Origin of the sequence: Saccharopolyspora shandongensis (assembly GCF_900106995.1) — a bacterium.
Taxonomy (GTDB): domain Bacteria; phylum Actinomycetota; class Actinomycetes; order Mycobacteriales; family Pseudonocardiaceae; genus Saccharopolyspora; species Saccharopolyspora shandongensis.
This window is the reverse complement of the sequence record NZ_FNOK01000073.1, coordinates 1-18,006: the sequence shown is the minus strand read 5'-3', so window position 1 is coordinate 18,006 and position 18,006 is coordinate 1. Positions and strand designations below refer to the sequence as shown.

Sequence of the window (18,006 nt, the reverse complement as noted above, 5' to 3'; positions counted from 1 at the left end):
CCACCGTGGACATCGCATTCGTGCTCTACGACAAGTTCACCGCGCTCGACCTGGTCGGGCCCTACGAGACCCTGGCGGGCAATCCGGCCGTCACCCCGCACTTCGTGGCGGCGGGCCGCGGCACCGTGCACTGCGGCTCCGGGCTGCCGGTCCAGCCGACGACGACCTTCGCCGAGCTCGACCGGCCCGACGTCGTGGTCGTCCCCGGCGGCGCCGCCTGGCACACGGCGCTGGACGACGAAGAGCTGGTCTCCTGGCTCGCCGCGGTGCACCCGAACACGACGTGGACGACGTCGGTGTGCACCGGATCCCTGCTGCTGGCGAAGGCCGGGATCCTGACCGGCAAGCGCGCGACGACGCACTGGGCGGTGCGCGAGTTGCTGGGCGAACTGGGCGCCGAGGTCGTCACCGACCGGGTCGTGTTCGACGGGAAGGTGGTGACCGGCGCCGGCGTCTCCGCGGGCATCGACATGGGGCTGCGGCTGGCCGCCGAACTGTGGGGCGAGGACACCGCGAAGATCACCCAGCTGATCCTGGAGTACGACCCGCAGCCGCCGTTCGACACCGGCTCGCCGGAGAAGGCCGGCCCGGCGCTGCTGGCCGCCGCGCTGAAGGGGTAAGCCCAGCGCAACGCGGTTACGCTCGACGCCGTGGCACAGGATGAGCACCGCGTTTACGTCCTCCGGCACGGCACGACCGAATGGTCGCAGACCGGCCGGCACACCAGTCGTTCCGACATCCCGCTCACGGTCGAGGGCGAGCTGCGGGCGCGGCAGGCCGGGCAGACGCTCTCCGCGTTGCGCCCGGCCGGGCCGGTCGTCGTGCTGGCGAGCCCGCGGCAGCGCGCCCAGCGCACGGCGACGCTGGCCGGCCTGGCCGACGTGGTGACCGAGCCGCTGCTCGCGGAATGGGACTACGGCGACTACGAGGGCCTGACCACGCCGCAGATCCGCGAGACCGTGCCGGCGTGGACGGTGTGGACGCACCCGTGCCCGGGCGGCGAGAGCGCGGCGGACGTCACGGTCCGCGCCGACAAGCTGCTGGCCCGCATCGCCGACACCGGCTCCGACGTGGTCTTGGTCGGGCACGGCCACTTCAGCCGCTGCCTGATCGCCCGCTGGCTGGGCCTGCCCGCCACGTCGGGGGTGCACTTCGCGCTGGACCCGGCGGGCATCACGGTGCTGGGCGACGAGCGGGGCGTGCCTCAGGTGGCGCGGTCCAACATCCCGCCCTGGCAGCAGGGCTGACCGGGCAATTCCGCCGCACCGGCGGTCACCGGCCCCGAATATCCTGGGGCCAAGTGACTCACGTGGAGGTATCGATGATCCGCCGGGCGACCCCAGCCGACGTGCCCGCCATGGTCGGGCTGGTGCACGAACTCGCGCTGTACGAGAAGGCGCCGGAGCTGTGCCACCTGACCGAGCAGCAGCTTCGTGACGCACTGTTCGGACCGGCCCCCGCGCTGTTCGGCCACGTGGCCGAAGTGGACGGTGCCGTCGTCGGACTTGCGTTGTGGTTCCTGAACTTCTCCACCTGGGAAGGCGTGCACGGCATCTACCTGGAGGACCTCTACGTCCGCCCCGAGCAGCGCGGTTCCGGCCTCGGCAAGGCGCTGCTGCAGACCCTGGCGAAGGAGTGCGTCGACCGCGGCTACGCGCGCCTGGAGTGGTCGGTGCTGGACTGGAACGAGCCCTCGATCAACTTCTACAAGGCGGCCGGGGCGATCCCGATGGACGAGTGGACCGTGTACCGGCTCACCGGCGACGCGCTGCGCACGTTCAGCGCCTGACGCGAGCTCTCACGCGTCGCGATCGGCGTCGGGGGCGGCGCCTGCGTAGAACGACCAGGCCCGCCCCTCCCGGTTGAACAGGAACCACAGCACGGCGATCGCCGGCACCGCGAGCACCAGCGCGATCAGCGGCTGCCCGGACGGCCCGAACGCGTACCAGGCGGTGCCCAGCAGCAGCAGCTGCATCAGCAGCGCGGGCGTGCGAGCCCAGTGCTTGCCCCGCCACAGACCGATGCCCGCGGCCAGCACGCCGGAGGACAGCAGCGCGTAGTACCCGGCCTCGCCGAGCATCTGAGTCGGCTCGAACTGCCCCACGCCCCCGACGTCGGACGAGGTGCTGCGGATCAGCAGGGCCACGACGAAGCTCAACCCGGCTGCCGCCTGCAGGGTGGTCAGGACACCCGCGATGCGGATGGTGCGCGGGACGACTTCGGTCGGCACGGTCGATTCGCCTTTCCTGAAACCACTTCGGTGACTCTGCGTACGCACCACCGATGGTAATACCGCCCGAACGCCGCATGGCTGCGACCACCATCACGCGCAATGATCGACTCATGGCTCGAGCGGCGGTCGGGGATATCGGGGTGTCCTCGCATTCCGCCGTGCGCCCGGCAGGTCCCGGCGGAAGACGATCGGATGCGCTCCGGGGTTGCGCATCCGGGTTCCCCCGGATCTCGGTGGCGGTCGATGGCGTGGCGCACCCGCTCCTGGTGTCTCAGCCCGCCGGACCCACCGCAGCCCGGCGCATGGGCCGTTCCCTGCCCGACTCGCTGCGGAAGGGGGCGGTCCGGGAGAGCTGACCCGCGCGGCAGACGCCGAACACCGGAGGGTGCGTCGGCGCACAACGGCCTCGCCTAGGCTGCGGTTGTGCGCGCCGTACTCGTCGTCAACCCGCAGGCGACGTCCACCACTGCGGCCGGCCGGGATGTGATCGCCCACGCGCTGGCCAGCGAGCTGAAGCTGGACGTCGTCGAAACGCAGTACTGGGGCCACGCCTCCGACACCGCGCGAGCGGCCGTGGAGGACGGCGTCGACCTGGTGATCGCGCTCGGCGGCGACGGCACGGTGAACGAGGTGGTCAACGGCATGTTCTCGGCCGCCGAACGCGGCGACCGGGCGATGCCGACGCTGGGCGTGGTGCCCGGCGGCTCGGCGAACGTGTTCGCCCGCGCGCTCGGCCTGCCCAGGGACCCGGTCGAGGCCACCCACCGGTTGCTGCGCGCGGTGGCCGAGGGCAGCGGCCGGATGGTCGGGCTCGGCAAGGCCGACGACCGCTGGTTCACCTTCAACGCCGGCGTCGGCTGGGACGCCGAGGTCGTCGCCGAGGTCGAACGGTTGCGCTCCCGCGGTCAGAACGTGACGCCCGCCCTGTATGCGCGCACCGCGTTGAGCTGCTACTTCCGCATGGCGCGCCAGGCGCCGCGGATCAGCTTGCAAATCGGTCACGAAGATCCGGTCGATCAGTTGCACAGCGTGTTCGTCTCGAACACCGATCCGTGGACGTATCTCGGGTCACGTCCGGTGCGCATGAGCCCCGACACCACCTTCGACACGGGTCTCGGCGTTTTCGCGTTGCACAACATGAGCGCTTACCCAGTGTTACAACATGTAGCGCAGATGCTACGCGGTAGAGGGAAACCACACCCGAGAAACTCAATTCAGCGTGCAAACGCGGGGTATCTCCGCGTAACCTGTACGGAGCCGTTGCGCCTGCAGGTCGACGGCGATTGCCTGGGCGAGCGTTCGGTGATCGAGTTCTTCTCCGTCCCGGACGCTCTCCGCGTCGCTGTATAACCTTCTTGTAACGGATGAACGTAGTTGTCGACTCGCGACCCCCGTCTGCGACCGGCGACACACCGAAACCCCTGGTCAAGCCCTATCGATCTTTCAGGTGAGTTCCCTCACCACGCGAGATCGAACTCTTGACATCGCGGCAGTTCGTGAAAGCATTCACAAGCACACGGACTCCGTGAAAGCATTCACAAACACCCCGAACGAAACGAGCGGCGCGCATGAGGCGCGCCTAGCGAGGAGCAAGGAACGATGGACTGGCGCCACGATGCGGTTTGCCGTGACGAGGACCCGGAGCTGTTCTTCCCCGTTGGGAACAGCGGTCCTGCTGTGCTGCAGATCGCCGAGGCGAAGGCCGTTTGCCGCCGTTGTCCGGTCGCCTCCGAGTGCCTGGCTTGGGCACTGGAGAGCGGGCAGGACGCCGGCGTATGGGGCGGAATGAGCGAAGACGAGCGTCGCGCGCTCAAGCGTCGCAACACTCGCACCCGGGCTCGCACCAACGCCTGAGTCGCGAACTCGCTGAAAACGTGCCGGTGCGGTCGCACCCCCGGCGGCCGACCGCACGTTTTCGCCCCGGTCGAACGAACGGCCATCGCACCCGACAGAAGCACATCCCCGACGAGACCCGGCCGATCCGCGTCGATGTCGGTCCCGGAAACCCCCACCGAGCTCTCCACCGGATGAGCTGACGGTCACCGGGAAACCGACCCGATCGGCCACGACCCGCCACCCGACCGGCGAGTCACCGGATATCGATGCACCAGCGCGGCGCCCGGCCAACGGGCCGACGTCAGCGCCGGTACTTCAGAGGCACCCGCAGCACCGCCTCGGTACCGCGTTGCCGACCGCGACCGCGCAAGCTCAACGATCCTCGGAGCTCTGATTCCACGAGGGTCCGCACGATCTGCAGGCCGAGACGTTCGGCGCGTTCGAGGGAGAAACCCTTCGGCAGGCCGCGACCGTCATCCGAGATGACGACGTCCAGCCAACGCGCCGAACGCTCCGCCTGCACAACGACTTCGCCGCCCTGCCCCTCCGGGAAGGCGTGCTCGAAAGCATTCTGGACCAACTCGGTCAGCACCATCACCAGCGGCGTGGCCAACTCGGCCGACACCACCCCGAACAGGCCCTCGCGGCGAACCTTGACTCCGGTCTCGGCCGCAGCGACGTCGCTCATCATCGGGATCACGCGATCGACCACGTCGTCGAGATCGACCCGCTCGTCCACCGACATCGACAGCGTCTCGTGCACCAGCGCGATCGACGTCACCCGCCGCACCGACTCGTCCAGCGCGAGCCGCGCCTCGGTGTTCCCGGTGCGGCGCGACTGCAGCCGCAGCAGCGCGGCGACCGTCTGCAGGTTGTTCTTGACGCGGTGGTGGATCTCGCGGATCGTCGCGTCCTTCGACATCAACGCGCGGTCGCGGCGCTTGACCTCGGTCACGTCGCGCACCAGGACCAGCGCACCCGCCTGCTGGCCGCGGGGCCGCAGCGGCAGCGCCCGGAACAGCACCGTCGCGCCCCGGGCCTCGGCCTCGATGCGCATGCTGGGCTGACCGCCCATCGCCCGGCGGACGCGCTGCGCCACCTCGTCGGCGTCGAACGGATCGTTGAGCAGCGACCGGGTCAGCGGCGCGAGCTGCGCCCCGACCAGATCCGCGGCGTGGCCCATGCGGTGGTAGGCCGACAGAGCGTTCGGGCTGGCGAAGACGACCGTGCCCGAACTGTCCAGGCGGATGAGCCCGTCACCGACCCGCGGGCTGGTGTGCACGTCGGGCGCCGGCTCCGGCGTCGGGAAGGTGCCGTCCGCGACCATCTGGCACAGGTCGGCGGCACTGCCCAGGTAGGAGATCTCCAGCGGCGACGGCACCCGCGGCACGGCCAGGTTGGTGTCCCGGCTGAGCACCGCGACGATCTCGTTCCCCAGCTTCACCGGGATGGTCTCGCGGCGCACCGGCACGCCCAGGTGCCAGCGCGGATCCTCCTCGCGGCAGATCCGGCCCTCCAGCGCGGCGCGGCGCAGCTGCGGGTGCTCGTCCTGGGTGACCTCGGTACCGACGACGTCTTCCGGATGGGCCGTGGGCGCCGTGGTGGGCCGCGCCTGCGCCACGCACAGGAACCGGCTCTCCGGCGCATCCTGCGGCCCGATCGGAACCCAGAGCAGGAAATCGGCGAACGACAGGTCGGACAGCAGCTGCCACTCGGCGACCACGAGCTGCAGGTGGTCGGCGGCGGTGCCGGACAACCCGGTGTGCTCGGCGAGCAGATCACTCAGCGTGGACAAGATCCGCCTCCCTGGGTCGGCGCGGTCGCGTCACTCCACGACCGCGATGAGATCGCCTTCCTGGACCACGTCGCCCGGCTTGACGGCAACCGTACTGACCGTCCCCGACACCTCGCTGAGCACCGGGATCTCCATCTTCATGGACTCCAGCAGCACCAGCGAGTCGCCATCGCCGACCGAGTCGCCTTCGGCCACCGACACCGTCATGACGTTGGCGACCATCTCCGCGCGGATCTCCTCGGCCATGCTCTCCTCCTCGTCGTGGACCCGGTAGGCCCCTGATTAGGAAACCACGACCGGAACCACCCGCCGGCGGCAGGTGGCGCACATGTCAAACTAGATAGTCGAAACCCCAGCGGAGACCGGGTGGTCGTGCAGACCTGCGAACGGTCGGACTGGTCGAAAGCGAACTTTAGGGAGTTGCCATGGGTAAGCGTGGCCGCAAGAAGAAGGACCGGCGCAAGAACAAGGCCAACCACGGCAAGCGCCCCAACGGCTCGTGAACGCGACGGCACCAGCCGTCGAAAGCTCGAATGGCCCCGGACCAATCGGTCCGGGGCCATTCGTCGTCTTGCGGGTCATTCCGCCGAAGTTCGCTTCGCCCGCACTTCCACCGAGGTGCCTTCGGGGCCGCGCTCGACGGTCACTTCCGCCTTCTCCAGGACGGCCTCGCGGATCGAGGCCCGGAGCCGGGCCTTCAGCTCCATGGGCGCGTGCTCACCGCTGCACTTGCGATGCAGCAACGCCTTGATGTGCTCCTCGATGCCGAAGTGCTCGAGGCAGCTCCCGCACCCGTCGAGGTGCTGCTGCACGGCGGCGCGCCGCTGCTGGTCGCACTCGTTGTCCAGGAAAAGCCACACTTCAGCGAGCACGTCCTCGCAGGAGGCTTCGTCCGGCCCACCGCAGTTCATTTGGTGCTCACCTCCCGCTGGTTCTGCCGCAAGAAACCGCGATCACGGGCAACGTCGGTGAGCATCTCACGCAGCTGCCGGCGACCACGGTGCAGCCTCGACATCACGGTGCCGATCGGGGTGCCCATGATCTCGGCGATCTCCTTGTAGGCGAAGCCTTCCACGTCCGCGAGGTAGACGACCATGCGGAACTCTTCGGCCAGCTGCTGGAGAGCGGCCTTCACATCGGTGTCCGGCAGCCGGTCGAGCGCCTCGACCTCGGCCGAGCGCAGGCCGCTGGAGGTGTGGTTCTCCGCCTGCGCGAGCTGCCAGTCGGCGATCTCGTCGGTAGGCTGCTGCTGGGGCTGCCGCTGCCGCTTGCGGTAACCGTTGATGTAGGTGTTGGTGAGGATCCTGTACAGCCAGGCCTTGAGGTTCGTGCCCTGCGCGAACGACTTGAACGCGGAGAAGGCCTTGAGGTAGGTCTCCTGGACCAGGTCCTCGGCGTCCTGCGCGTTGCGGGTCATCCGCAGCGCCGCGCCGTAGAGCTGGTCCAGCAGCGGCATCGCGTCCCGCTCGAAGCGGGCCGCGCGCTGCTCGTCGTTCTCCTCACCGCGGTCGACCACGGCGGAGTCGACGGGTGCATCGGTGTCGGCAGTGCTGAGCCGCCCGACGTCGCCGGGCCGCCCGGTTGCGTCCGGGTGCTCTGGGGTGCTTGGCACCGGGCTCCTTTCCCGCCGCCTGGACGAGGTGACTGCAGGCGACGAACCCATGCGATCCTGCGCATGGTCCGCATTCGAGGATACCCGTGCCCGCCTGCTATTTCCCGGTGGTGATAGCGGCGCACGCTCGGGGCGGTCCAGCACGCAGGTGTTCGTCGAGTCCATCGTCACGCCCCGTCCAACGCAATGCGTGCCGGGAGATATTCCGGCCTTCTAGAGTGACGCTCATGGCAGGCAAGGGCACCCCGGCTACGGCGCTGTTGAGCAAGCGGCGCATCTCGCACCAGGTTCACGCGTACGAACACGACCCGCGCGCCGAGTCGTTCGGCCTGGAAGCCGCCGAGGCGCTCGGCCAGCCGCCGGAGCGGATCTTCAAGACGCTGGTCGCGGAGGTCGACGGCAAGCTCGCCGTGGGCGTGGTGCCGGTCACCGGCCAACTCGATCTCAAGGCGCTCGCCGCCGCCGTCGGCGGGAAGAAGGCGAAGATGGCCGAGATCGCCGACGCCGAACGCGCCACCGGCTACGTGGCGGGCGGGATTTCCCCGCTCGGCCAGAAGAAACGGCTCCCCGTCGTGATCGACGCGTCGGCGACCGGGTTCGACACGATCTACTGCAGCGCCGGGCGGCGCGGCCTGGAGATCGAGCTGGCGGCCGACGATCTGGTCCGGCTGCTCGACGCCCGCGTCGCCGACATCGCCGGTTGACCGCCCCGGGGGAGCGGACGGCCGCTCCCCCGGGCGTTGGTGCGGCTGCCGCGCAACAGCCGCACCGGGACCCGGACAGGCCGGGGCATTCCTCCTGCCCGGGAGCATCGACGAGATCGCAGCCGAATTCGCTTTTCTGCAGACCGATTCACGCCCCGACCGCGATTCCGGGCGATCGGAAGAAACGATTCCCCCCCCAGTGCCGCACCGATGTTGCGGCATCCGGGCAGAACCGGCAACGCGGCGCTTTCGAGCGGACGATTCGGCCGCCGGAATCGTGCCCCCGGTCACAACTATTTCGAGTGCTAGTCGATGAGGCGGAGAATCCGGCCGAGCCACTCCTGCGCGGCGCGGAAGACGGCGTCCACGTCGGCCTTCAGCGAGTGGTCGCCGGGCACCAGCACCACCTCGCGGTTGTGCGACGGTTCCGGCTGGCCGAACGCGTCCCGCTCGCCCTGCACCACCAGCACCGGGGCCTCCACCCCGTCGAGCTCGCCCAGCCGCGACTTCTCCGGCTTGCCGGGCGGGTGTACCGGGAACGCCAGGCACAGCACCGCCGAAGCGGCGCCCGCCTCCGCGGTGCGGCAGGCGACGCGCGCCCCCGAGGACCGGCCGCCGAAGATCAGCGAGAGATCCGCGAACCAGCGCTCGCCGAGGTCCTCCACCACGGCGAGCCAGGCCGCGTCCAGCTGCTTCGCCGGGGCGGGCGCCCGGCGGCCGGCCACCCGGTAGGGCTGCTCGACCAGCGCCACGTGCACGCCGGCTTCCGTCGCGGCCCGCGTCACCGCCACCAGGTCGGGCGCGGCGATCCCACCGCCCGCGCCGTGCCCGAGCAGCAGCGCGGCGCGCCCCTCCTCCGCGCAGTGCAGCTCGGCCCTGGCCGGGCCGTGCGGCGTCTCGACCTCGACCCTGGTCATGACTCGAACAGCGCGGCTTGCTCGGCGGGCGCGGGCGCCGGCTCGACCTGTTCCAGCAGGTCAGGATGGTTGTTGCGCATGCTGTTCACCTCGGTGGAGACGGGGTGGATCGCCAGTTCGGCGAGCACCTCCGGTTCGGGTTCCAGCAGGTCCGCGATCTCGGTGCGCTGCGGATCGAGCCAGTCCGCCCAGCGGTGCCTCGGCAGCACCAGCGGCATGCGGTGGTGGATGTCGGCGAGCTCACCGACGGCATCGGTGGTGACGACCGCGCAGGTCACCAGCGGCTGGTCGGTCGAGTTCGGCGCCCACCACGCGGAGAACACCGCGGCCATCGCCAGGCTCTCGCCGTCCCCGCGAGTGCACAGGTAGGGCTGTCGCCGCTGGTCACCGGGCCGCCACTCGTACCAGCCGGTGGCGGGCATCAGGCAGCGGCGGCGGCGCGCCGAGTCCGCGAAGGCCGGCTTGGTGGTGATGGACTCGGCCCGCGCGTTGATCATGGGCGGGCCGCTGCCGATCTCCTTCGCCCAGGTCGGCACCAGGCCCCAGCGCACCGGGCGGACGCTGCGCTCGGCGCCGCGCTGCACGACGATCGGCACCGTCTTGGTCGGCGTCACGTTGAAATCCGCGCCGACGGCCCCGGCCGTGCGATCCGTCGCCGCGAATTCCTCGGCCAGCGCCGCCGGGTCGTGCCGGACGGCGTACCGACCACACATCAGAACTCACCCCGCGCCCGAACCGCTCATTTCGCTTCCGGGTCCAAACCTACCGCCTGCGGTTGCGCATCGAGCGACACGCGTTCCAGGAGTTCGGCGCCGTTGTTGCGGACGTTGTTGACCGCGGTCGACACCGGGCGGATCTCCAGGCCGTCGACGAGCTCCCGCGACGGCGCGCCGAGCAGGTCGGCGACGTCCGGCTGGTCCGGGTCGAGCCACTCGCCCCACGCCGTCGCCGGCAGCAGCAACGGCATCCGGTCGTGCACCTCGGCCAGCTGCCCGAGCGCGCTGGTGGTGAGCACCGAGCAGGTCACCAGCGGCGGCGCGTCCTCGGCCTGCGGATCGCGCCAGGTGGCGTAGATCCCGGCCATCGCCAGGCTGGAACCGTCCGGGGAGGTCATGAAGAACGGCTGCTTGCGGCCGCCTTCGCGCTTCCACTCGTACCAGCCGTCGGCGGGCAGCAGGCACCGGTAGCGCTTGATCGACGTGCGGAACGCCGGCTTGGACGTCACCGTCTCCGACTTCGCGTTGATCATCCGGCTGCCGATGGCCTTGTCCTTCGCCCACATCGGCACCAGGCCCCACCGCATCACCCGGATGGTGCGCTCGGTTCGATCGAGCTCGCGTTCACCGGCATCGTCTCGCGGATGCCGCTGCACCACGGTGAACACGTTCTTGGTCGGCGCGACGTTGAAATCCGCTCCCGGCGCGGCGCCGCCGGTGGCGTCCAGCGCCGCGAACTCCGCCGCGAGCTTGCCCGGATCCTTCGTGGAGGCGTACCTGCCGCACATGCCTGGTCGGACCTCCATCGCCTCGTGGCCGAACGGTCGTCCTCATCCTGTCAGGCCGCATCGCCGCAGGCGAGCGGCATGGCCGGATTGCCCCCACCGCTGAAATCGGGGAGGCGGGTGGGGGATCATTGCCCTATGACCCAGCTCTGGCCTGCTCCGGTCGCCCGCGGCGCCGTGCACGCGACCGTCCCGGTGCCCGGTTCGAAGTCCATCACCAACCGCGCGCTGGTGCTCGCCGCGCTCGCCGACGGCCCGTCGACGCTACGCGCCCCGCTGCGCAGCCGGGACACCGAGCTCATGGCCGGGGCGCTGCGCTCTCTCGGGGTCGAGATCCAGGACGGGCCGGACGGCTCGTGGCAGGTCACGCCGGGCGAGCTGCGGGGACCGGCCGAGGTCGACTGCGGCCTGGCCGGCACGGTCATGCGGTTCGTGCCGCCGGTGGCGGCCCTGGCCGTCGGCCGGGTCACCTTCGACGGCGACCCGCAGGCCCGCCAGCGGCCGCTGGGCACGGTGCTCGACGCGCTGCGCGAACTGGGCGCCGACATCAGCGGCGATGCGCTGCCGTTCGACGTGCACGGCACGGGGAAGCTGACCGGCGGCACGGTCACCATCGACGCGTCCGCGTCGTCGCAGTTCGTCTCCGGGCTGCTGCTTTCCGCGCCGCGGTTCGAGCAGGGCGTCACGGTGCGGCACGACGGCAAGCCGGTGCCGTCGCTGCCGCACATCGAGATGACCGTGGCGATGCTGCGCGCCGCCGGCATCGACGTCGACGACCGGGAGCCGAACACCTGGCGGGTGGCGCCGGGCGAGATCCGCGCGCTGGACGTCGAGATCGAACCCGACCTGTCCAACGCCACCCCGTTCCTCGCCGCCGCGGCGGTGACCGGCGGCACCGTGACCGTGCCCGGCTGGCCGGCGCAGACCACGCAGGCCGGCGACGCCATCCGCGACATCCTGAGCCTGATGGGCGCGCAGGTGGAACGCAGCGAGGCCGGGCTGACCGTCACCGGCCCCGCGGAGCTCGCGCCGGTCGACATCGACCTGCACGACGTCGGCGAACTCACCCCGACCGTCGCGGCGCTGGCCGCGTTCGCGACCGGCCGCTCGCGGCTGCGCGGCATCGCGCACCTGCGCGGCCACGAGACCGACCGGCTCGCCGCGCTGCAGAACGAGCTCACCAAGCTCGGCGGCGCGGTCGAGCAGACCGAGGACGGGCTGCTGGTCGAGCCGCGGCCGCTGACCGGCGGGAACTGGCATTCCTACGCCGACCACCGGATGGCCACGGCCGGCGCGATCCTCGGCCTGAAGGTGCCCGGCGTGGTCGTCGAGGACATCGCGACGACCGCCAAGACGATCCCCGACTTCCCCGGGATGTGGGCGACGATGCTCGGGGAATCGGCGTGAGCGCGGGGGCGGTCTGATGCGCAAGCGCGGTTGGCGGGATCTGGACGAGTCCGATGTGCGGGTGCGCCCCGGGCGCCGGGGCAGCCGTCCGCGCAGCAAGCAGCGCCCCAAGCACGAGGACGCCGCGGCCGCGATGGTGGTCGCGGTCGACCGCGGCCGGTGGACGTGCGCGCTGGACGGGAACCCGGACCGGCTGGTCACCGCCATGCGGGCCCGCGAGCTGGGCCGCACCCCGGTGGTGGTCGGCGACCGCGTCGGCCTGGTCGGTGACATCTCCGGCAAGCCGGACACGCTGGCCCGGATCGTGCGGGTCGACGAGCGCACCAGCGTGTTGCGCCGCACCGCCGACGACACCGACCCGTACGAGCGGGTCGTGGTCGCCAACGCCGAACAGCTGATCATCGTGGCCGCGCTGGCCGATCCGCCGCCGCGGCCCGGCTTCATCGACCGATGCCTGGTCGCCGCCTACGCCGGCGGGCTGACGCCGGTGCTGTGCCTGACCAAGGCCGACCTCGCCGATCCGGGCGAGTGGATCGACACGTACTCCTCCCTGGACATGCCGATCACGATCACCCGCCAGGACTGCGAACCCGAGGATCTCCGCGCGATGCTCACGGACCGGGTGTCCGCGCTGGTCGGCCACTCCGGCGTCGGCAAGTCCACATTGGTCAACCGGCTGGTGCCGGCGGCAGACCGGGCGACCGGCGAGGTCAGCGGCGTCGGCAAGGGCCGGCACACCTCGACCTCGGCGGTCGCGCTGCCGCTGCCCGGGCGGGGCTGGGTGGTGGACACCCCGGGCATCCGCTCGTTCGGCCTGGCGCACGTCACCCCGGACGACGTGATCGCCGCGTTCGAAGGTTTCGCCGAGGCGGCGGAGGAATGCCCACCGAACTGCGGCCACCTCGGTGGTTCCGACGATCCGGACTGCCACCTGGACACCTACGCCGCCGACGGCGGCAGCGTCGAGCAACTCGCCTCGCTGCGCCGCCTGCTGCGCTCCCGGGCCGGGCTCGACGAGGTCTGATCCCCCGAACGAGGCTCGATCGTCGCCTGTGGCGTGACGACTTCGTTGTTAGCGTGGATCTCGGCGTCCGATGCGGGTTTTTCCTTGACCGCGCGGACGATTCGGCCACCGCACGCTGACACGGCCCGAGGAGCTCGCCCGATGCCACGAGCCAGCACCAGGACCGCGGTGTTGTCCGCCGGTCTCGCCCTGATCGCCGCGCTAGGCGCCTGCGGCGCCGAACCGCCTCCGCGACCCGGGCCGCTGATGGCCGCCCGCCCCGACCCCCGCCCGCGAGCGGATGCCATGTTGTCGCAGGTCATGAACAAGATCAGCGAACGCGGCAGCGTGCACAGCAGCGTGCGCGGAAGCCTCGGCGTGGTGGGCGAACTGACCGCCGAAGGCGCCGTCCGCTACCGGGGACCGCGAACCGATCTCGCCTTCGAAGGCCAGACCCGAACGCCCGGGAACCGGTCGCCGCAGCACCTCTCACTGTCCATCATGGATGGTGTCGGCTACCTGCGGACCCCGCTGGTGCGACCCGCGCCGGACAAGCCCTGGCTGAAGATCACGCCCGGCGGCGCCGACTTCGGCGACAAGCTCCTCGGCCCCGCGCTGGACCAGCTGCACGACGCCGTCGACCCGCGCGCCGCGTTCACCGGCGTCGAGCCCGCCACCCGCATCCAGACCAGCGCGCCCGACATGGTCGACGGCAAGCCCACCACCCGCTACGAGCTGCGGATCATCACCTCGCAGGCCGCCGACGTGGCCGACGATCCGCAGCAGCGCGACCGGTTCCGGCAGGCCGCCGATGCCGGGGAGCCGGAGCTCGGCTACCAGCTGTGGCTCGACGACTCCGGCCTGCCCGCACGGTTCGCGGCCGATCAAGAGGTCGCCCAGGCCGGCGAGGTGTCGCTGACCTCGACCTACCGCGACTGGGGCGTCCCCGCCGAGATCCCGGTCCCGCCCGCCGGGCAGATCGGCGTCTTCGACGCCCTCCCGCCGCAGGCGCAGCAGCCGCCGCGTTGACCGCACTTGCCGCAAACCTCCCGAAAGAGGCATGAAGAACTGTTACTTTTCAGGCATTGCAATCTTCATGCAGAGAGGAAATCCCGTGCGCCGCACCACAGTCGCCCTTTCCGCAGCAGCGTTGGCGATCACCCTGGGCGCCTGCAGTCAGGGCAGCACCCCAGCCTCCCCGGGCAACGCCGGCCAGGAGCAGACCGAGAGCTCCAGCTCGCCGTTCAAGGACATCTCGTCGCTGATCAGCTCGGCGAAGTCCAACATGGACGCGAAGAAGACCGTGACGGTGTCCTTCGAGGGCACCGGCGCCGTCCAGGCCCTCGGCTCCACGAAGTGCCGGCTCGACATCGCGCAGACCGAGATGGCCTGCACCGGGGCGACCGAGATGGTGTTCACCAAGGACGGGATGTACATCAAGAGCCCGGAGCTGGCTCAGCTCTCCGGTGACCCGAGCAAGCCGTGGCTGAAGATGGCCGCCAACGACTCGATGGCGCAGCAGCTCGGCCAGCTGGGCAAGATCAACGACTTCGAGTCCATGCTCCCGCCCGGGTCCAAGATCACCTCCAGCGCCAAGGAGCAGGTCGACGGCCAGGAGGCGACCCGCTACGAGATCGTGACCGACCTCAAGGAGGCCGCCGCCGGCGCCAAGCCCGAGGAGAAGCCGGCGTTCCAGGCGCTGGCCGACGCCGGGGTCACCGAGCTCAAGCAGACCGTGTGGGTGGACGCCGAGGGCCTGCCGCTGAAGACCGACTCGACCACGCCCGCCCTCACCGTGGCCGGCCGGCAGATCCCCGAGTCGACCATGACGGTGCACTACAGCGACTGGGGCAAGCCGGTCCAGATCACCGTGCCGCCGGCCGACCAGGTCCAGGAAAAGCGCTGAACTCGCGGTGCGGCCCGAGGCGACTCGCCCGGGCCGCACCACCGGGTCGCTACATCAGCTCCAGCAGGAACGGCACCTCTTGCGGGGCGTACCAGGCGAGTTCGTGGTCCTCCGCCTCGCCCAGGGTGAAGTCCGCGTCCGGATCGCCGAGGTCGGCGGCGTCGATGACCTCCGCCGCAGCGCGCACCGCGTCCTCCGCCTCCGTGGCGTCCACGTGCACGGCCGCGATCTGCTTCCACTGCACCGGCCCGGACACCTTCACCACGGCGTGGTCCAGATCGGGCCGCAGCGTCACGTCGTCGACATCGGCGGAGATCACCACCCGGCGGAGCTCGACCTTCTCGCCCGCGCCCAGGTCACCACCGATCAACCGCAGCGACGCCCGAGAGGCCTCCCGCATCGCCGCGTACTCCAGCTCCTCCGTGTCGCCGCTGGCGTAGGACTCGCGCAGCGCCGGCGTCAACGCGAACGCCGTCCCACCCAACGGCTGCAACTGCTTCTCCTCCACCAGTCGCCGCAACATCGGCACCGTGGCGGGCAGGTAAACCCTCATGCGTCGACCGTCCCGATCATCTCGTCCACTGCTTCTCCGATCATCGCCGCCAACACGTCCACATCGGGCATCGCATCCCGATCCGCGTTCAACCCGAAGTACACGCCGCCGTCGTAGGAGGTAACGCCTACCGACAGCGACTGGTTCTTGGCCAACGGCACCACCGGGAACATCTCCATCATCCTCGCCCCCGCCGCGTACAACGGCACCTGCGGTCCCGGAACGTTGGTCACCAGTACGTTGAACAATCGGTCCGAGAACTGGTTCGCGACCCGCGCCCCCAACGCGTGCAGGGTCGGCGGCGCGAACCCGGACACCTTGACCAGCGCACCGGCCGCCACCGACTGCCCGGACTCCGCGTGCGCACGCATGGCATGGCTGACCTGGTGCAGCCGGACGATCGGATTCCCCTCGCCCACCGGCAGATCCACCAGGTACGCCGACACCTTGCTGCCGACCGACCCCACCGGCAGGCTGCCGGTCTCCGGGTACGTCGGGCGCGCCTCGACGTCGTCGGAGCGCACCGACACCGGCACCATCGCGCGCAGCGTCGTCGACGGTGACACCACTTCGCCGCGGGACAACAACCAGTTCCGCAGCGCACCGGTCACCACCGCCAGCACCACATCGTTGACGGTGCTGCCGTGAGCCTGGCGGACGGCGCGGAAATCGTCGAGCTTGGCCCGCGCGACGGCGAACCGGCGCTGGGTGGAGGTCGGCGCGTTCAACGGCCCACTCGGCGCAGGAACCACCGCAGTGCGCAGCGCCGAGGCGACACCGCCGAGCGCTCGCGTGATCTTCTGGACCGTCGCGGTGGCGTCGACGACCGCCGCCCGCACGTTCTCCACCACCTCGCCGGGACGTTGCACGGCGTCGGTCATCGCCTCGACCACCAGCTCCGCGAGGCTCGGTTCCGGGCGCGGCATCCACAGCTCATCGGCGTCCGGAACCTGCCGGTTGCGCTCCACGTCCAGGATCACCTGTCCGATGTCGATCGCGCCGATGCCGTCGACCATCGCCTGGTGCGTCTTGGTGATCACCGCCACCCGGTTCTTGGACAGACCCTCCACCAGGTAGATCTCCCACAGCGGCCGGGTGGGGTCGAGCTTGCGGGACATCAGCCGCGCGGCCAGGTCGTGCAGCTGATCGTCGTTGCCCGGCTTGGGCAGCGCCGACCGCCGCACGTGGTAGGTGATGTCGAAGTCCTGGTCGTCCACCCACACCGGGCGCACCAGCCCGCCCGGGATCTGCATCACCCGCTGCCGGTAGCGCGGCACCAGGCCCAGCCTGCGGTCGATCAGCGCCAGCACCTTGTCGTAGTCGAACCCGGTGCGCGGGCGCCGGAACACCGCGACGCCGCCGACGTGCATCGGCGTCGTGTAGTCCTCCAGGTAGAGGAACGAAGCGTCGACTGCGGAGAGACGATCGGACATGTCCGCGATCCTGGCATACGAGGCGCCGGTTCCCGAGGGGTTCCAGTCGAGGAGGGCGCGGCGGAGCATGTGACACTTGGAAGCGTGACCAGCGAAGTTTCCCCTAAAGATCGATTCGTCACCGTTTACGGCCGCAAGCCGGTGCTGGAGGCGTTGACGGACTACGACCTGCGCGTGGACAAGGTGATCCTCGCCGAGGGGCTGCGCGGCTCGATCATCGACGAGATCAAGGAGGCCGCCGCCGACCGCGCGGTGCAGGTCCAGCGCGCGAGCGCGCACCGGGTGAAGGTGCTGGCCGGGAACGGCCGGCACGACCAGGGCGTGTTGGCCGACGTGGTGGCGCGGAAGATGCGGCCGCTCTCGGACGCGCTCGCCGACCCCGCGCACGCACCGCGAACCATCCTGCTGCTCGACGGGCTGACGACGCCTGCGAACGTCGGCATGATCCTGCGCACCGCGACGGCGGCCGGAATCGACGGCATCGTGGTGCCGCACCGCGGCGTCGCCAGCCTCGACCCGCTGGTCATCAAGGCCTCGGCCGGAGTGGCTTTCCACGCCCCGGTCCTGCGGACCCGGACCGCCGGCGAGGCGGCGGAGCTGCTGACCGAGGCCGGCTACCCGCTTTTCGCGCTCGAAGCCTCCGCAGAGGAGAGCATCTTCGACGCAGACTTCGGACCGCGTGCGGTGTTCGTGCTGGGCAGCGAAACCGCCGGGCTTTCGGACGACGTGCAGGCGCGAGTCGCCCAGCCGTTGTCCATTCCGATGGCCGGCGGCGTGGAATCGCTCAACGTCGCCAGCGCTGCGGCGGTGCTGTGCTTCGAACTCCTCCGACGCAAGCTGACTTCCTGAGCATCGGACGGGTGGTGGTTCGGCCGCAGTCGCGGCCGTCCGCCACCCGATAACTGCTGCGTCGATGGCAAATAAAAAAGGGGGCTCCCTTTTCTGTTTCCAGAAAAGGGAGCCCCCTTTAAATAGTGTGTCGGCGGTGTCTTACTCTCCCACACCCTGTCGAGTGCAGTACCATCAGCGCTGGGGAGCTTAGCTACCGGGTTCGGAATGGGACCGGGCGGACCCTCCCCGCCATCGCCACCGACAACCCTCAACCC

General features: G+C 70.4%; 22 protein-coding genes and 1 rRNA gene. 12 read left to right on the top strand and 11 right to left on the bottom strand.

Annotation, left to right across the window (positions count from 1 at the left end; genetic code table 11):
• Window positions 1-5 precede the first annotated feature (5 nt).
• From BLW84_RS41295 to BLW84_RS41285, 3 genes are all read left to right on the top strand, one after another.
• Window positions 6-620, top strand: coding sequence for a DJ-1/PfpI family protein (locus BLW84_RS41295; RefSeq protein ID WP_093277406.1), 615 nt, complete (start codon window positions 6-8; stop codon window positions 618-620).
• 30 nt (window positions 621-650) lie between these two features.
• On the top strand, window positions 651-1,247 hold the full coding sequence (locus tag BLW84_RS41290; protein WP_093277405.1) for an acid phosphatase: 597 nt from the start codon (window positions 651-653) through the stop codon (window positions 1,245-1,247).
• Window positions 1,248-1,321: 74 nt separating this feature from the next.
• On the top strand, window positions 1,322-1,789 hold the full coding sequence (locus BLW84_RS41285; RefSeq protein ID WP_093277403.1) for a GNAT family N-acetyltransferase: 468 nt from the start codon (window positions 1,322-1,324) through the stop codon (window positions 1,787-1,789).
• Window positions 1,790-1,798: 9 nt separating this feature from the next.
• Here the strand turns inward: BLW84_RS41285 and BLW84_RS41280 are convergent, their stop codons facing one another.
• The gene (locus BLW84_RS41280; protein WP_093277402.1) at window positions 1,799-2,230 is read right to left on the bottom strand and encodes a hypothetical protein; all 432 of its coding nucleotides are present in this window, start codon (window positions 2,228-2,230) and stop codon (window positions 1,799-1,801) included.
• A gap of 426 nt (window positions 2,231-2,656) precedes the next feature.
• On the opposite strand from BLW84_RS41280, the gene BLW84_RS41275 reads away from it, so the two are divergent.
• Both BLW84_RS41275 and BLW84_RS41270 read left to right on the top strand, forming a co-directional pair.
• On the top strand, window positions 2,657-3,583 hold the full coding sequence (locus BLW84_RS41275) for a diacylglycerol/lipid kinase family protein (protein WP_093277400.1): 927 nt from the start codon (window positions 2,657-2,659) through the stop codon (window positions 3,581-3,583).
• Between the two features lie 249 nt (window positions 3,584-3,832).
• Window positions 3,833-4,087 carry a WhiB family transcriptional regulator gene (locus BLW84_RS41270; protein ID WP_093277399.1) on the top strand — a complete coding sequence of 85 codons (255 nt, stop codon included), beginning with the start codon at window positions 3,833-3,835 and terminating at the stop codon, window positions 4,085-4,087.
• A 283-nt stretch (window positions 4,088-4,370) separates the two neighbouring features.
• On the opposite strand, the gene BLW84_RS41265 is transcribed toward BLW84_RS41270, so the two are convergent.
• Together BLW84_RS41265 and BLW84_RS41260 are read right to left on the bottom strand one after the other, a co-directional pair.
• The gene (locus BLW84_RS41265; protein ID WP_093277397.1) at window positions 4,371-5,864 is read right to left on the bottom strand and encodes a PAS domain-containing sensor histidine kinase; all 1,494 of its coding nucleotides are present in this window, start codon (window positions 5,862-5,864) and stop codon (window positions 4,371-4,373) included.
• A gap of 30 nt (window positions 5,865-5,894) precedes the next feature.
• On the bottom strand, window positions 5,895-6,110 hold the full coding sequence (locus BLW84_RS41260) for a biotin/lipoyl-binding carrier protein (protein ID WP_093277394.1): 216 nt from the start codon (window positions 6,108-6,110) through the stop codon (window positions 5,895-5,897).
• Between the two features lie 179 nt (window positions 6,111-6,289).
• Here BLW84_RS41260 and BLW84_RS50585 point away from each other — a divergent pair, with 179 nt between their 5' ends.
• Window positions 6,290-6,367, top strand: a complete 78-nt coding sequence (locus tag BLW84_RS50585; RefSeq protein WP_143061296.1) for a 50S ribosomal protein bL37 — start codon at window positions 6,290-6,292, stop codon at window positions 6,365-6,367.
• Between the two features lie 75 nt (window positions 6,368-6,442).
• On the opposite strand, the gene rsrA is transcribed toward BLW84_RS50585, so the two are convergent.
• Together rsrA and BLW84_RS41250 are read right to left on the bottom strand one after the other, a co-directional pair.
• The gene (gene rsrA / locus BLW84_RS41255) at window positions 6,443-6,775 is read right to left on the bottom strand and encodes a mycothiol system anti-sigma-R factor (protein ID WP_093277392.1); all 333 of its coding nucleotides are present in this window, start codon (window positions 6,773-6,775) and stop codon (window positions 6,443-6,445) included.
• Window positions 6,772-7,476: a sigma-70 family RNA polymerase sigma factor gene (locus tag BLW84_RS41250; protein ID WP_093277390.1), complete on the bottom strand. Its 705-nt coding sequence runs from the start codon at window positions 7,474-7,476 to the stop codon at window positions 6,772-6,774. Before BLW84_RS41250 ends, rsrA begins: the two co-directional genes overlap by 4 nt.
• Before the next feature lie 227 nt (window positions 7,477-7,703).
• Between BLW84_RS41250 and ybaK the strand changes: the two genes are divergently transcribed.
• Window positions 7,704-8,180, top strand: coding sequence for a Cys-tRNA(Pro) deacylase (gene ybaK / locus BLW84_RS41245; protein WP_093277388.1), 477 nt, complete (start codon window positions 7,704-7,706; stop codon window positions 8,178-8,180).
• A gap of 305 nt (window positions 8,181-8,485) precedes the next feature.
• Here ybaK and BLW84_RS41240 read toward each other — a convergent pair whose 3' ends face one another.
• From BLW84_RS41240 to BLW84_RS41230, 3 genes are read right to left on the bottom strand one after another with little or no spacing between them, the layout of a single operon-like run.
• On the bottom strand, window positions 8,486-9,097 hold the full coding sequence (locus tag BLW84_RS41240) for an alpha/beta hydrolase family protein (protein ID WP_093277386.1): 612 nt from the start codon (window positions 9,095-9,097) through the stop codon (window positions 8,486-8,488).
• A complete protein-coding gene (locus BLW84_RS41235) occupies window positions 9,094-9,810 on the bottom strand; it encodes an SOS response-associated peptidase (protein ID WP_093277383.1) in 717 nt (238 codons plus the stop codon). The genes BLW84_RS41240 and BLW84_RS41235 overlap by 4 nt, the downstream gene beginning before the upstream one ends.
• 26 nt (window positions 9,811-9,836) lie before the next feature.
• Window positions 9,837-10,601 carry an SOS response-associated peptidase gene (locus BLW84_RS41230; RefSeq protein ID WP_093277380.1) on the bottom strand — a complete coding sequence of 255 codons (765 nt, stop codon included), beginning with the start codon at window positions 10,599-10,601 and terminating at the stop codon, window positions 9,837-9,839.
• A 135-nt stretch (window positions 10,602-10,736) separates the two neighbouring features.
• Between BLW84_RS41230 and aroA the strand changes: the two genes are divergently transcribed.
• From aroA to BLW84_RS41210, 4 genes are all read left to right on the top strand, one after another.
• Window positions 10,737-12,005, top strand: coding sequence for a 3-phosphoshikimate 1-carboxyvinyltransferase (gene aroA / locus BLW84_RS41225; RefSeq protein WP_093277377.1), 1,269 nt, complete (start codon window positions 10,737-10,739; stop codon window positions 12,003-12,005).
• Between the two features lie 16 nt (window positions 12,006-12,021).
• Window positions 12,022-13,029: a ribosome small subunit-dependent GTPase A gene (rsgA, locus tag BLW84_RS41220; protein ID WP_093277375.1), complete on the top strand. Its 1,008-nt coding sequence runs from the start codon at window positions 12,022-12,024 to the stop codon at window positions 13,027-13,029.
• A gap of 141 nt (window positions 13,030-13,170) precedes the next feature.
• Window positions 13,171-14,037, top strand: a complete 867-nt coding sequence (locus BLW84_RS41215) for an SCO4651 family lipoprotein (RefSeq protein ID WP_093277372.1) — start codon at window positions 13,171-13,173, stop codon at window positions 14,035-14,037.
• A gap of 85 nt (window positions 14,038-14,122) precedes the next feature.
• Window positions 14,123-14,914 carry an SCO4651 family lipoprotein gene (locus tag BLW84_RS41210; protein WP_093277371.1) on the top strand — a complete coding sequence of 264 codons (792 nt, stop codon included), beginning with the start codon at window positions 14,123-14,125 and terminating at the stop codon, window positions 14,912-14,914.
• Between the two features lie 49 nt (window positions 14,915-14,963).
• Here the strand turns inward: BLW84_RS41210 and BLW84_RS41205 are convergent, their stop codons facing one another.
• Window positions 14,964-15,467: a DUF6912 family protein gene (locus BLW84_RS41205; protein WP_093277369.1), complete on the bottom strand. Its 504-nt coding sequence runs from the start codon at window positions 15,465-15,467 to the stop codon at window positions 14,964-14,966.
• Window positions 15,464-16,900 (bottom strand): WS/DGAT/MGAT family O-acyltransferase, encoded by a 1,437-nt coding sequence (locus tag BLW84_RS41200; RefSeq protein WP_093277436.1) that lies wholly within the window; start codon window positions 16,898-16,900, stop codon window positions 15,464-15,466. The genes BLW84_RS41205 and BLW84_RS41200 overlap by 4 nt, the downstream gene beginning before the upstream one ends.
• A gap of 84 nt (window positions 16,901-16,984) precedes the next feature.
• Here BLW84_RS41200 and BLW84_RS41195 point away from each other — a divergent pair, with 84 nt between their 5' ends.
• Entirely contained in the window at window positions 16,985-17,749 is a 765-nt protein-coding gene (locus BLW84_RS41195) for a TrmH family RNA methyltransferase (RefSeq protein WP_093277367.1), read from the top strand.
• A gap of 128 nt (window positions 17,750-17,877) precedes the next feature.
• On the opposite strand, the gene rrf is transcribed toward BLW84_RS41195, so the two are convergent.
• Window positions 17,878-17,994, bottom strand: a 5S ribosomal RNA gene (rrf, locus tag BLW84_RS41190).
• Between the last annotated feature and the right edge of the window lie 12 nt (window positions 17,995-18,006).